Origin of the sequence: Ensifer adhaerens (assembly GCF_002007205.1) — a bacterium.
Taxonomy (GTDB): Bacteria; Pseudomonadota; Alphaproteobacteria; order Rhizobiales; family Rhizobiaceae; genus Ensifer; species Ensifer adhaerens_D.
Window position 1 is genome coordinate 53,358 of sequence record NZ_LAZS01000004.1, and the last position, 12,273, is coordinate 65,630.

Annotated in this window: 15 protein-coding genes and 1 tRNA gene; 12 read left to right on the forward strand and 4 right to left on the reverse strand. The window is 61.7% G+C overall.

Translation table 11 applies throughout. From position 1 onward, the window contains the following. Positions 1–100 precede the first annotated feature (100 nt). Genes XB14_RS02750 through XB14_RS02785 form a run of 9 tightly spaced genes read left to right on the forward strand, consistent with a single transcriptional unit; the run spans position 101 to position 5,506 of the window. On the forward strand, positions 101–1,267 hold the full coding sequence (locus XB14_RS02750; RefSeq protein WP_077960088.1) for a phage major capsid protein: 1,167 nt from the start codon (positions 101–103) through the stop codon (positions 1,265–1,267). Next, positions 1,267–1,545 carry a head-tail connector protein gene (locus tag XB14_RS02755; RefSeq protein ID WP_077960089.1) on the forward strand — a complete coding sequence of 93 codons (279 nt, stop codon included), beginning with the start codon at positions 1,267–1,269 and terminating at the stop codon, positions 1,543–1,545. Before XB14_RS02750 ends, XB14_RS02755 begins: the two co-directional genes overlap by 1 nt. After that, on the forward strand, positions 1,542–2,069 hold the full coding sequence (locus XB14_RS02760) for an HK97 family phage prohead protease (RefSeq protein ID WP_077960090.1): 528 nt from the start codon (positions 1,542–1,544) through the stop codon (positions 2,067–2,069). Before XB14_RS02755 ends, XB14_RS02760 begins: the two co-directional genes overlap by 4 nt. After that, positions 2,066–3,289, forward strand: coding sequence for a phage portal protein (locus tag XB14_RS02765; protein ID WP_077960091.1), 1,224 nt, complete (start codon positions 2,066–2,068; stop codon positions 3,287–3,289). Before XB14_RS02760 ends, XB14_RS02765 begins: the two co-directional genes overlap by 4 nt. Further along, positions 3,286–3,450, forward strand: a complete 165-nt coding sequence (locus XB14_RS33050) for a hypothetical protein (protein WP_179119514.1) — start codon at positions 3,286–3,288, stop codon at positions 3,448–3,450. The genes XB14_RS02765 and XB14_RS33050 overlap by 4 nt, the downstream gene beginning before the upstream one ends. Beyond that, entirely contained in the window at positions 3,447–3,788 is a 342-nt protein-coding gene (locus tag XB14_RS02770) for a head-tail adaptor protein (RefSeq protein WP_077960092.1), read from the forward strand. Before XB14_RS33050 ends, XB14_RS02770 begins: the two co-directional genes overlap by 4 nt. Further along, a complete protein-coding gene (locus XB14_RS02775; RefSeq protein ID WP_077960093.1) occupies positions 3,785–4,225 on the forward strand; it encodes a hypothetical protein in 441 nt (146 codons plus the stop codon). The genes XB14_RS02770 and XB14_RS02775 overlap by 4 nt, the downstream gene beginning before the upstream one ends. Further along, positions 4,212–4,466, forward strand: a complete 255-nt coding sequence (locus XB14_RS33055) for a helix-turn-helix transcriptional regulator (protein WP_179119515.1) — start codon at positions 4,212–4,214, stop codon at positions 4,464–4,466. The genes XB14_RS02775 and XB14_RS33055 overlap by 14 nt, the downstream gene beginning before the upstream one ends. Continuing rightward, on the forward strand, positions 4,463–5,506 hold the full coding sequence (locus tag XB14_RS02785) for a tyrosine-type recombinase/integrase (RefSeq protein WP_077960095.1): 1,044 nt from the start codon (positions 4,463–4,465) through the stop codon (positions 5,504–5,506). Before XB14_RS33055 ends, XB14_RS02785 begins: the two co-directional genes overlap by 4 nt. Before the next feature lie 37 nt (positions 5,507–5,543). Here the strand turns inward: XB14_RS02785 and XB14_RS02790 are convergent. After that, a tRNA-Arg gene (locus XB14_RS02790) sits at positions 5,544–5,620 on the reverse strand. A 328-nt stretch (positions 5,621–5,948) separates the two neighbouring features. Here XB14_RS02790 and XB14_RS02795 point away from each other — a divergent pair. Genes XB14_RS02795 through XB14_RS02805 form a run of 3 tightly spaced genes read left to right on the forward strand, consistent with a single transcriptional unit; the run spans position 5,949 to position 9,295 of the window. Beyond that, complete coding sequence (locus XB14_RS02795) at positions 5,949–7,493, forward strand: ArnT family glycosyltransferase (RefSeq protein ID WP_143348201.1); 1,545 nt, start codon at positions 5,949–5,951, stop codon at positions 7,491–7,493. A 24-nt stretch (positions 7,494–7,517) separates the two neighbouring features. Then, on the forward strand, positions 7,518–8,525 hold the full coding sequence (locus tag XB14_RS02800) for a UbiA family prenyltransferase (protein ID WP_077960097.1): 1,008 nt from the start codon (positions 7,518–7,520) through the stop codon (positions 8,523–8,525). 41 nt (positions 8,526–8,566) lie between these two features. After that, entirely contained in the window at positions 8,567–9,295 is a 729-nt protein-coding gene (locus XB14_RS02805) for an HAD family hydrolase (RefSeq protein ID WP_210190003.1), read from the forward strand. On the opposite strand, the gene XB14_RS02810 is transcribed toward XB14_RS02805, so the two are convergent. Genes XB14_RS02810 through XB14_RS32435 form a run of 3 tightly spaced genes read right to left on the reverse strand, consistent with a single transcriptional unit; the run spans position 9,279 to position 12,176 of the window. Then, the gene (locus XB14_RS02810; RefSeq protein ID WP_077960099.1) at positions 9,279–10,307 is read right to left on the reverse strand and encodes an NAD-dependent epimerase/dehydratase family protein; all 1,029 of its coding nucleotides are present in this window, start codon (positions 10,305–10,307) and stop codon (positions 9,279–9,281) included. The genes XB14_RS02805 and XB14_RS02810 overlap by 17 nt on opposite strands. A 35-nt stretch (positions 10,308–10,342) precedes the next feature. Then, positions 10,343–11,815 carry a GMC family oxidoreductase N-terminal domain-containing protein gene (locus XB14_RS02815; RefSeq protein WP_077960100.1) on the reverse strand — a complete coding sequence of 491 codons (1,473 nt, stop codon included), beginning with the start codon at positions 11,813–11,815 and terminating at the stop codon, positions 10,343–10,345. Continuing rightward, positions 11,781–12,176 carry a hypothetical protein gene (locus XB14_RS32435; protein WP_143348202.1) on the reverse strand — a complete coding sequence of 132 codons (396 nt, stop codon included), beginning with the start codon at positions 12,174–12,176 and terminating at the stop codon, positions 11,781–11,783. Before XB14_RS32435 ends, XB14_RS02815 begins: the two co-directional genes overlap by 35 nt. Positions 12,177–12,273 lie beyond the last annotated feature (97 nt).

Consider the following 12,273-nt stretch of genomic DNA (forward strand, 5'->3'; position numbering starts at 1 on the left):
CAAATGCGGGAAACCCGTAGGTCGACCTACGGAAATAACGGGGAAGGCGCACGCCTAGGAAACGAAGCCGACCCCATTCTCAACTGTCCAAGGAGACAACATGACTATTGCTCACATGCAAGAACAGCGCGCCGCGAAACTCGCAGAACTGAAGGCCGTTGTCAACAATCCCGAGGCCTTCGACAAGATCGAGGCCGAAGTGCGTAAGCTTGATCAGGACATCAAGCGCTCTGCCAGCCTCGCGGAGCTCGAACGTCAGTCCGAGGCGCAGCCGGATCACGTGCAGGAGCGTGAGCTTCGCTCTTACTCCGTTGCCAAGGCGCTGACCGAGTCTCTCAACGGGAAGCTGACCGGCGTCGAAGCCGAAATGCACGCGGAGCTTTCCAAGGGGCGCGAGTCTCGCGGTGTGATGATCCCAACGGCTATGCTGCTGGAAACCCGCGACCAGACGGTAGGCACGCCTTCCGCCGGCGGCTACACCGTGGCAACGCAGCTCGGTGGTCTGATCGATCGCCTTCGTCCGACCCTCGCGGTTCAGGGCATGGGCGCCACGGTCCTCTCTGGCCTCACCGGAAATCTGGACCTGCCGCGGCTTCTCACTGGTCCGACCGCATATTGGGTGGCCGAGGACGGCAACACGACCGAATCGGCTTCCACGTTCGATAAGGTCAGCATGTCGCCGAAGACCGTCTCTGGCGAAATGCAGATTTCCCGTCGCCTCATGCTGCAGAATGCTGTGGCCCTTGAGTCAGTCCTTCGTGCGGATCTCGGCTTCGTGCTCGCCCAGGCGCTCGACAAGGCCGCTATCGCCGGCACTGGCGCTTCCAATCAGCCGACTGGCATCCTCACGGCCATCACCGAGAACGCCACCGCGGCCACCGCGATGAGCGATATCGCTGCCGACCTGATCTCTGCACTTGAGATCGACGACGTGATGAACACCGGCGCCTTCCTGACCAATGCGACGGTCATGGGCACTGCTCGGAAAATCAAGGAAGGCGGCACCAATCGGCCGATTCCGGTTTCCGAGACGTTCCACCAGAAGCCGGTTACCGTCTCGAACAACGTTCCCGCGGTCCTGACGGAAAACCCGATCATCTACGGCGCATGGAACAACCTGATTATCGGCTACTGGTCTGGCGTCGACATTCTGCTGAACCCCTACCATTCTGATGTTGCTTCGAAGGGTGGCGTGAAACTGCATGCCTTCTTGGATGCAGATATCGCGATCCGCCACGCGGAAGCCTTCGCCTGGAAGGCCATCTAATGACGGCCGTCAGCCTCGCTGAAGCCAAGGCTCATCTCCGCATCACCTTTGCTGCGGACGACGCCTACATCACCGGCATCATTGAGGCGGCGGAAGGCTACGTGCAGACCATTGGGGTGAGCTTCGGCTCACCCCTTCAGCCTGCCGTGCGTCACGCTGTCTTGCTGATCGTTTCCCATTTCTACAGCAACCGCGAAGCCGTCACCGCGGCCGGCATTGCTGCCATGCCTTTCGGTGTCAACGCACTGCTGCAGCCTTACAGGGAGCAGAATCTATGACGATTGAAACTCGCATCGCGACCGAAGTTCGCGCAGAAGGCCGCAAGCTGACTGGCTATGCTGCTACGTTCGGCAACGAAACGCGGATCCTCGATTTTAGCGAGACGATCGCGCCTGGCGCGTTCTCCGCTTCTCTTCGGTCTAATCCTGACATTCTCGCCCTCGTGGATCACGATTCCGGAAAAGTGTTGGCGCGGACCAAGAGCGGCTCGTTGAAGCTCTGGGAAGACGCCAAGGGCTTGGCCTACGAAATCGCTTTGCCTGAAACCAGCCTCGGCCGCGATATCCTCGCTCTTGCCACGAGGGGCGATGTGGGCGGGGTCTCGTTTGGCTTCACCGTTCCGGATGGAGGCGACACCTGGCAGGGCGATAAGCGCACGCTCCGCAACGTCGTTCTGCACGAGATTTCCATCGTGCAGAGCTTCCCGGCGTATTCGGGGACCAGTGTGCAGGCTCGGTCTCGCCAGCAGCGCACGGAAGCTGACCGGCGCATTGCGCTTCTGGAGCTGGAGGGCAGCCGATGATTTGGCCCTTCAATCGCAAGACTGAAACACGCATCGCCTCATCGGACCCGTATCTCGGCGAATTCCTCGGCGCTCGCTGGACGGCTCGAGCAGACGTCGAGAAGGCGAGCGGCCATGCTGTCGCGCATCGCTGCATTGCGGCTATCTCCGAGTCGTTGGCTGGCGTTCCGCTCAAGCTGTACCGCAAGACCGAGGACGGCGGCCGTGAAGCGGCAACGGATCATCCTCTGTATGAGGTGTTGCAGACGCAGACCTCCGCGACCCTGACCGCTTTCGAGGCGCGCGAATGGCTCGTCTCCAGCATCCTGACCTATGGCAACGCATACGCCAAGATCGATCGCAACGGCCGCGGCCAGGTTACCGCCCTCCATCCCCTCGTGGCTGGAACGGTAGCTGTCGAGGTGCTGAAGTCCGGACGCCTGCGCTACAAGGTGGCGAGGGCTGACGGCGCCGTCGACGTGATCCTGCAAGACGAGATGTTGCACTTGCGTTACCGCACCCGCGACGGCGTGCTCGGCATGTCGCCTCTGCAAATCGCTTCTGCAACCGTCGCTCTTGCCCTCGCTCAGCAAGACCAGGCAGGTGCTGCGGCTGAGAATGCTTTCCGGCCCGCCGGCGCATTGGTATTTCCGGACAAGCTGGCTGCAGGCTCTGGTGCCGGATCCAAGGAAAGCGTGGTTGCCAAGTTTAAGGAACGGTTCATTGGCGCCATGAAGGCTAACGAGGTGATGATCCTCGACTCCGGAGCGAAGTTCGAGACCTTCAGCTTTAACAGCAAGGACTCGGAATTCCTCGAAAGCCGGAAGCTGAGCAACCTCGATATCTGCCGCGTGTTCGGTGTTCCGCCTTCGGTCGCCGGCATCCTGGATGATAGCAACTATGCCTCGAACGTCGAGGAGTCGCGTGCGCTCGTGACGCGATGCCTTGCTCCTATGGCCAAGCGGATCGAGCAGGCAATGAACGTTGCCCTACTGACGCCGGAGAGCCGCAAGACGTTCTTTCTGGAGCACGACCTCGCCGGCCTCCTCCGCGGAGATCTAACCACCCGCTATGCGGCGTATCGCGTTGGCCGCGAGGGCGGATGGCTGAGCTCGAATGAGATCCGTGCGTTCGAGAACATGAGCAAGATCGAGGGCGGCGACTCCTATGTCGAGCCCCTGAATTATGGCTTGCTCGGCGCGAACGACAACCGCGGTAAGATCGATGAGGCCGCGGCATGAGCGGCGCCCTCAAGAAGTTCGAAGACCGCATGTGGGCCTTGATCGGCGTAGGTGACCAGGGTCCAGGCTGGCGCTGGCACATCACCGAAGACCGGCATCCGCAGTTGCACCGCATGTATGCTCGCCTCGTGGCTGCCAACGACAATCAGGTGGCAGCATGACCGGCGCGGGCGATCTCCGCGAAGTCATCGACATGCAGGCGCGGGAAATCGGAGACGACGGCTACGGTAACCCCGTTGTCGGAGACTGGGCCACGGTCTGGTCTGCGCCGGCTCGCGTCCAAATCTTGCGAGGCTCAGAAACGGTCATGGCTGGCCGTCTCACCGGCAAGCAGACCGTAGCATTGACCATGAGGTGGCAACCTGAGTTTGCCACCGTCGACACCACCTGGCGCGCCGTCAACAGCCGCACAGGCGAAGAGATGAACATCAGAAGCATTGAAGCCGACGAGCGCAAGGCGTTCGTGAACGTGCTTTGCGAAAAAGGAGTTGCGACATGAAATTTGAGATTCGCGGTATGAAGTTCTTCCTTGCAGACAACGGCAGGGCACCATTCATGAAGCTCGCCCTCGCCAGCATCTACATTCCAGATCTGGAGGCCCACATCCAAGATGTTGTGCTCACGTGGTCGAGCTCTAAGGGATGGATCGCACAGGCGCCATACACCAAGCGCGGCGAGCCGCCGATGGTCCAGTGGAACCATCGCGGCGCCTTCTCGATCGACCTGGCCCGCAAGATGAAGCAGATGTACCTCGCGATGGGCGGCAAGAATCCGGAAGCTTCGGCCGCCATTGCATCGGCCAAGGCTGGCGAGATCGAGTATCGCACCTTCCCGGCAACGTTCACCATCCACGAGGCGGCAAACGACAACAACATGTCTGGCGTTCTGCGCACGCTCGGTGTCGAGCAAGAGGAGGCCGAACGTGCCTGCGACTGACTTCGTCCCTCGTGGCCTTCGCCGCGCCGACGCTGCCCGCTACATCGGGATCAGCCCGACGCTGTTCGACGTGAAGCGGAAGGAGGGAGCAATCCCTCCGCCGCGCGACCTGTTCGGTGTGATGATCTGGGACCGCCACGATCTGGATTCACTTTTCGCCAAGCCAACCTATACTGCGGCCAACGACAACGCTTCCAACTATTGGGATAAGGTGTGCGGCTTCGAAAACCCAAGTACGTGAACGTCTATCAGGACCGTCACGACAAGACTCGCATCTACTACAGAGAGCCGGGAAAGCCGCAGGTGGCTTTGCCTGGCCCTTTGTATTCCGAAGAGTTCTGGATCGCGTACCACAAGGCCAAGGCGGCTGAACCGGTATCGGCAGGGAAGCCGCCGGCTGCCGGATCGATGGGCGCAGCGATACAGGGCTACTACAAGTCGGCTGAGTTCGCGCAATTGGCGGACTCTAGCAAGCAGGTCTATCGGCGCATCCTTGACGCCTTCGCCAAGGAGCATGGTCATGCACCGATCGCGGGGCTTCAGACCAAGCACATCAACGTGCTGATCGACGCGAAAGCCGAAACACCGGCCGCTGCGAACATCCTGCGGAAGCGGCTATCCTCGGTTTTCGAGTACGCCAAGTCGGTGGACCTGATCCAGGTGAACCCGGCAAAGGAAGCTAAGCGGATCAGGATTAAGTCCAAGGGCTACCGTTCATGGACAGAAGCGGACATCGCCGCCTATCGTGCGAAGTGGGGCGAAGGCACTCCGGAGCGCATTGCAATGGAAGTCCTGCTGCACACCGGCCTTCGCAGGTCCGATGCGGTTCGCCTCGGCTGGGATCACATCGTTGATGACGCCTTCGTAATCAGCACCAAAAAGTCACAGGAGATCGTCGAGCTATCGATCCCGCTCCATACTGGCCTGGCATTTATCTTCGACCTGCCACGAGGCCGAGAGACCTTCATTTCGACGGTCTACGGCAAGGCGCGGTCGGAGAAGGCGTTCACGAACTGGATTCGCGAGGCCGCACATGAGGCCGGCCTGCCGTCGAATTCTTCGCCTCACGGCCTTCGCAAGGCGGCCTGCCGGCGTCTAGCGGAATCCGGATGCACTGCCCTTGAGATCATGTCGATCACAGGTCACCGCGACATCAAGGAAATCGAGAGGTACACCAAAGCCGCGGAAATGAAGCGATTGAGCCGTGCCGCTATGGCGAAATCAGAGCAATCGTTTATCATCAAATTGCCTAACCCAACAGATGGGTTAGTGGAATCCTAGTCTTAAAGCCTTGATTTCATGAAAGGAAATCTAGAAATGGCGCACCCGACAGGATTCGAACCTGTGACCTTTGGAATCGGAATCCAACACTCTATCCAGCTGAGCTACGGGTGCATCCGTTGGCGGCAAGGCCGCCGAAGCAGGCTGTGAGCGGTTCTTAGCCTAGCTTGCGCGCCGCTTCAATGGTCAATCGCAAGAGATTGTGATAGAAACAGCGATCCTGTTCTGCGTTGTGGTTGCGGCGCATCGCTTCGGGCAGGCGGCGTGCCGGATGGCCCCACGCATGCTCCCCAGAAGCCTAACCCGCTTGGCGTAGCTAGAATTGCTCAGGCGAACGTTCTTGCGACGAAGGGTGTCGCATTATAAGTTTCATACTCAAGATAGTGCTAAAATAAATATATGCCCAATGCTCCAGTAACTGTATCAGGCGAGGGGGCAGGTTTTGGCTATTCGGAACCTTACGACCGGCGAACCGGCGATGGAGAGGCTGCGCTCCGATCCCGCAATGATGCTGCTTGGCGCACTGGCAGCCGTGCTTTTCGTGCTGAATACCTGGAACGGAATCGGCATCCTTCCGGATTCGACGCGCTATATGCAGATCGTCAGCACGCCTTACGATGCGCCGCTCTATCCGTGGCTTCTGGGGGCTGGCGGCGCTTTCGGGCTTGACCTTGAGCATGCCGCCCTCGGCATCGCCTTCCTGCTCTATCTGCTCAACACCTTTCTCATTCTGTCGCTGTTCAGGATAGCGCTGCCCCGGCAGCCGTTCTTTTCGATCGTCGGAACGCTGATCATCATCATCAACCCGACATTCCTCTGGGTGAGCACGATCGCGATGTCGGAGGCGCTGTTCCTGGCGTTGACGTTCCTCGCCATCCGCTTCTTCCTGGCCTATATGCGCGGGCAGGGGCGAGGTTCGCTGGCTGCCGCGTCGGCCTGCGTGGGGTTTGCGATGCTGGCCCGTTTCGTGGCCCCGCCGATCGGAGCGGCTTTTGCTTTTATCGCGGTCTTCTGCAACACGGCCCGCTCGCTTCGTCAGCGGCTCGTCGACGTTGCCCTGTTGTTTGCCATCAGCGCCGGCATTTTCCTCAGCTGGGTTATCGTCAGCAAGATCCTTGTCGGTCGCGCAGTCGGCCGCGCGCTCTGGTTTTACGGCAATGCCGACGCCGCGCGCTGGCTCGATGGCCTGTCGTTGCTGGCAAGTTTCCTTCTCCCCAGCCAGGTGCCACAGGTCATCCGCATGACGATGCTGCTACTGGCGCTTGCGTTCGCTGTGGCGGTGGTCGTTCGGACGCTGAGGCGGAACTGGCTTGTCCCTCGGCCAGACGACCGGGACCTGGTCGTGCTGACCTTCGGCCTGTTCGGGTTCTTCTACCTGCAGTTCGTCGTGCTATCCGTGCTGGTGGAGGCGAACCTGCAACTCAACGCCCGCTATTCGCTTCCCTTCTACATCAGCCTCGTGTTCGTGCTGATCATCGCTGCCGGGGATTACTGCAGCCGGGCGGCCGTCACGCCGGCTGCGCGCCGTTCGGTCGCGCTCATCCCGCTTTGCCTCCTCGCCTTCCACGGGCTACGCAGCGCCGACCAGACGGCTGAAGCCTACCGTGAAGGCGTAGGTTTCCAGAGCGTCACCTGGAAGAGGTCACCGATCGTCAACGCCGTGCGGGCACTGCCGCCAGATGCCGTCATCTTTACCAATGCCTGCGATCCGCTCAACTTTCTCACGGGCCGGTGGACGGACTGGATCCCCTCCCACAATGAACGGCGCACGGGACTTGAAAGCGAGGCCGGCCCGCTCAAGCTGCAGATGGAGCGGTTCCGCAAGGATATGGCGCGCAAAGACGCCTACGTCGTCTTCGTCGATGCGATAGACTGGCGGTTTTACCTGGTCACGGAGGACGAACTCGTCAAACGCGCCAAGCTCAGGCTCGTGCGCTCGGAAAAGGACGGCCGCATCTACCAGGCGGAGACGATCAGCTTGCCATAGGGCACCGGGACCAAGGAGGGTGACATGCCCGCAAACCAGGAGGATACGACCAGCATCGAGGCGCTAGGGCCTCAGCCGCAGGGGCGCGCGGGCGACTACCTTTCGCTTGCCCGGTTCGACCACATTACCAAACACGTCTTCATTCTCCCGGGGCTGATCCTCGCCTGCGCTCTCACCACACCGGATTTCGCCACGCTGGCCATCAATATTCCGGTTGGCCTTTTGAGCGCGGTGTGCATCGCATCGGCCAACTACGTCATCAACGAGTGGCTGGATCGCGAGCGGGATGCGGCGCATCCGACCAAGTCGAAGCGCCGCGCCGTCGTCGTCGAAATGCAGCCGCGCATCGTCTATGGCGAATATCTGGCGCTTGCCGCCATCGGGCTGCTGCTCGCATCGGTGATCGGCAAGCTGTTCTTCGCCACGTCGCTGCTCTTCCTGCTATCCGGCATCATCTACAACGTCGAGCCGATCCGGGCGAAGGACAAGCCCTATCTCGATGTGCTGACGGAGTGCCTCAACAACCCGATCCGCTTCCTTCTCGGCTGGGCGATCGTGGACCAGGTGACCTTGCCGCCCATAAGCGTGCTTGCGGCCTACTGGATGGCCGGCGCCTTCCTGATGGCGGCCAAGCGGCTCGGCGAGTACCGCGACATAGCCTCCCACGCGGGCGTCGCCGTCCTGAAGAGATATCGCCGGTCGTTCGAATACTACACGGAGGAAAGCCTCACGGTTTCCTGCTTCGTCTACGCGATGATGACGGCCTTCCTGCTCGGCGTCTTCCTGGTGAAATACCGGGTGGAATACATCCTCGTCTTTCCGTTCATCAGCGGGCTTTTTGCCGTCTATCTGTGGCTCGCCACGCGCCCCGGATCGGTGGTGCAACGGCCAGAGAGGCTGTTTCATTCGCGCCGGCTCGACGTCATGCTCACCTTGACCGTCGTCGTCTTTCTGTTCGCGAGCTTCGTCAACGTGCCGACGCTGGACTTCATGGCCGCCTCGTTCCTCGTACCGATATCGTCGCTGCGATGACCGGTGCGACGCTGCCAAACGGACCCTTGCAAAATGGACCCGTGCATTGGGATCGGGTGCGCCTCGTGGTGTTCGATCTCGACGGCACGCTCTACGACCAGCGGCGGGTTCGGGCCCGGATGCTGCTTCGGCTACTTGCGGATGCAGCCCGCACGCGCAGCCTCGCCACCCTTTACATCCTGCGGGCCTTTCGCGATTGCCGGGAACAGCTTGGCGACGCGCTGGCGACGGACGTGGCCGAACGGCAATACGAACTGACCGCCGAGCGCTGCGGGCATTCGCCGGAAACCGTTAAAAAAACAGTCGAGGAATGGATCGAGCGCCGTCCGCTCGATCTCCTTCCAGGTTGCCGGTGCCGCGGTGTCGAGCGGGTGTTTGCCGGGCTTGTCACACAGGGAAAGACGCTCGCCGTTCTGTCCGACTATCCGGCGTCGGAGAAACTGAAAGCGCTTGGCCTTAGCGCCGATATCGTCGTCTCCTCCATGGATCCCGAAGTCGGTGTCCTGAAGCCCCATCCCGCCGGTCTCGCGCATGTGCTCGATCGTGCGCAGGTTCCGGCGGAGCAGGCGATCATGATCGGCGACCGGGTGGAGCGTGACTGGGCGGTGGCGCAGAGCCACGGCATGCAGGCCCTGATCCGCAGCGCCAGGCCGATAGCGGGCGTCGATACGTTCCGCAGCTATGAGGACGAAATCTTCCGCCCGGTGACCAATCAGCCGGGGTGGACCGGTGCGCCGGTCTCGGTCCGATCGGTCACGATATCATCTTGAGCAGCCAGAGCGCGCCCTGCTTGATCGGGGTGCGGTGCGGGCTTTTCGCAGCGACGGCAGCCGCGACCTTCGCGCTTTGCCGATACCAGTCGTAGCTCTCCTGCAGCATGGCTTCGTTCGAGTATTTCGGGCGCCATCCCATGGCGAGCAGCGGCTCGACGTCGAAGTAGCATTCCTTGTGGTAGGTCAGGTAGTGCCAGGGAACCAGCGGCGAGATCCGCAGCCAATGCAGCGCCCGGAGCGTGTTGATGGTGGCGGCGGTCGGCAGGCTTTTGACTTTCGATGTGCTGCCGGCGTAGCGGATCAGCGCCTCCAGGTCATGGCGCAGCGTGCCGAAGCGATCCGTTCCGACATTGTAGGTGCCGCTCCTGCCGGCATTCAGCGCCAGCATGTAGAAATCCATGAGATCGTGGGCATGGACGAACTGGAACTTGATGTTGCCGGGCCCGATGACATAGACGGCGCGGTTTTCACTGATCCATTCGAAGAGGATCTGGAAGATGCCGAGCCGGCCGCCCCCCAGCGTCGCGCGCGGTCGGATGGTGATCAGGGTCATATCGGCAGCGGCGCAGATTGCCTCTGCTACTTCTTCGCCGGCGCGCTTGGATTTGCCGTAGGGCTCCACGGGACGAAGCGGGGTCGTGGCCGTGATCGGGCCCGAAGGCGGGATGCCATAGGCGGCGGTCGAGCTGACATGGATCAGCGACCGGACGCCCGCCTTGGCCGCCTCCTCGCAGACGATGCGTGTTCCCTCGACATTGACGTTCCAGTAATCGCGGCCGGCATCCGTCTGCGCCACCAGCGCCGCATTGTGGTGCACGACGTCGACGTCGCGCATCGCGGCGCGCACACCGTCGCGATCGAGCACGGAGCAGTTGACGAACTCGATGTTCGCCGGCCGGGAGCGATCCTCCCAGAGGTCGAGCACACGCACCTCGTCGCCCTGTTCGCGTAGCCGTCGCGCCGCGAGGTTGCCGATGAAACCCGATCCGCCGGTGATGAGATGCCGCATATGTCCCTCCAGCCCCTTTGTCGGGGATTTTTCGATCAGATCGCTCGATCCTCGAGCGCGCGTGTGATGTTGCGATGCGCGACGGCCATCACCGTGCCTTGCGGATTGACGACCGTCGGGCCGCAGAGAAGCGAAGCATCGGCAAGGTAGAGGTTGCTGGCGCCATGTACGCGGCCAAAGGAGTTCGCCGCGCATTTTTCGGTATCCTCGCCCATCGGGCAGGAGGAGAAGAGGTGAAGCGCCGTGGCGTTCGCCTGCTTGGGGGGGAGCGTTTCGGGAAGCCTGGCGATGTCGGCCAGCGATTTCAACACCGGGTAGCCTGGAATGCTCGGATAGACCGCGAGCGCGCCGGCGGCAAAGAGAACTTCCGCAAGGCGGGCGAGGCCGACGGCAAGTTCCTTCAGGTCCGACGGATGAAGCCCGACACGCACCAACGGATCGCGGAAGCCCGGGAGCGATCTCACCTTGCCCGATCCGCCGGTGCTCTGCACATAGTAGATCGCCATGCGCCGCCAGTCCCGGTCGACCGCATCGATCATCTCGGGATGGGCCGCCATGGCGAGCGCCAGTGCCGGCCGCTTGCTCATCGAACAGCCCATGCTGAAACGCGGGTCGAATTCCTTGATCTGGTGGACGGGCTCGAGCTCGCCGGGCGTGTTGAGTTCGTCGGGGAAGAGCGCCACCACTTTCAGCATCGGATGGAAGCGCAGGCTGTCGCCGACATGGCGCGTGATTCCGGACCGCCTGAGCAGCCACGGGGTCTGAACCGCGCCGCCGGCGATAAAGACCGTCCTTGCTCTGAGCTCGATCTGGCGCACGCCCGTCGGACCCTTGCTGCGCGCATGGACTGTCCATTGTCCGTTCGAATGGGTGAGCCTGGTGGCGCAGGTATCGGCCATCAACAGGCCGCCGGCGTCCAGGAAGCGCGGCACGAAGGTTGCCGACATGGATTGCTTCCGGCCGGGGGCGCCGCCGCCGGAGGCCGTGGCCGCGTAGGCATAGAGGCGCGGCACTTCGAGGGACGACCAGCCGAGCCGCCGTGCACCCTCATCGAGCCGCGTCGACAGCTGCGGTGCCGGGCCGGGCAGGTATTCGACCCGCGCCACCGCCTCGCAGGCGTCGAAATGCGGGACGAGGTCCTCAAGCATCAGCGCGTCGACCCGGTAGTCCCGGCTCCAACCGTCGAGCACCGACTGCGACGTACGATGGTAGAGGCCCCGGTTGATCTCGCTGCCGCCGCCGACGCAGCACCCCTCGACATAGGCGATCTTCGTGCTGCCGAAGCCGATGTTCACGCCGGCGTTGCGGTATTTCTGCAGTATTTCCTCGCGTGAGAAATGCGGCGCAGACTCTAGCGCCAGGTCAGGGCCTTCCTCGATCATCAGCACGGATTTGCCCGCTTCCGCGCATCGGGTGGCGGTCACCGCACCGCCAGGGCCGGAGCCGATCACGATGATGTCGGGGGCAAGCCTCTCAGGGGCTGGCCGGTGCTCCGGTTGTAGATTCATGCCGATAGTCCTGGCCGTAAAGGTCTGAGTAAATACAGAATAATGCCAATGACATGTGGAACTCGACGAAGCGCCGGCGGAATTCGAGGCGGGATTGCCGCCATTTGTCGAGTTCGGTCAGCCGGTTGTCGAGCGAAAGCTGATGAAAGAATTTGCCGCTGCGCAGCAGAGGCCAGGCATCGAAGAGAAGAACGAGGATATGAAAGGGCGGACGCAAATAGTCCGGCATCTGGCGGTGTACGCGCAGGAGAAACTCTGCGGCATTGACACCCAATAGGGGCCGGCTGTCGTCGGCCGAGCGTCGTTCATGGGCAATGGTTTCGCCGAGCGCCAGTATGGCCTGTTCAAACAGCTGCGACATGACCCGAGCCCACTATCAAACCAGCTCCGCTGGGGAGCCCGACGCTGTCGTGATGAATGAGACTGCCTGCTCTTTACGAGAAGTATTTTTATCTGGC

Bases quoted from the DNA above. Each gene is read 5' to 3' on its own strand.
- XB14_RS02750 (WP_077960088.1), top strand. From the start codon at position 101: ATGACTATTGCTCACATGCAAGAACAGCGCGCCGCGAAACTCGCAGAA.
- XB14_RS02755 (WP_077960089.1), top strand. From the start codon at position 1,267: ATGACGGCCGTCAGCCTCGCTGAAGCCAAGGCTCATCTCCGCATCACC.
- XB14_RS02760 (WP_077960090.1), top strand. From the start codon at position 1,542: ATGACGATTGAAACTCGCATCGCGACCGAAGTTCGCGCAGAAGGCCGC.
- XB14_RS02765 (WP_077960091.1), top strand. From the start codon at position 2,066: ATGATTTGGCCCTTCAATCGCAAGACTGAAACACGCATCGCCTCATCG.
- XB14_RS33050 (WP_179119514.1), top strand. From the start codon at position 3,286: ATGAGCGGCGCCCTCAAGAAGTTCGAAGACCGCATGTGGGCCTTGATC.
- XB14_RS02770 (WP_077960092.1), top strand. From the start codon at position 3,447: ATGACCGGCGCGGGCGATCTCCGCGAAGTCATCGACATGCAGGCGCGG.
- XB14_RS02775 (WP_077960093.1), top strand. From the start codon at position 3,785: ATGAAATTTGAGATTCGCGGTATGAAGTTCTTCCTTGCAGACAACGGC.
- XB14_RS02800 (WP_077960097.1), top strand. From the start codon at position 7,518: ATGCCCGCAAACCAGGAGGATACGACCAGCATCGAGGCGCTAGGGCCT.
- XB14_RS02810 (WP_077960099.1), bottom strand. From the start codon at position 10,307: ATGCGGCATCTCATCACCGGCGGATCGGGTTTCATCGGCAACCTCGCG.
- XB14_RS02815 (WP_077960100.1), bottom strand. From the start codon at position 11,815: ATGAATCTACAACCGGAGCACCGGCCAGCCCCTGAGAGGCTTGCCCCC.
- XB14_RS32435 (WP_143348202.1), bottom strand. From the start codon at position 12,176: ATGTCGCAGCTGTTTGAACAGGCCATACTGGCGCTCGGCGAAACCATT.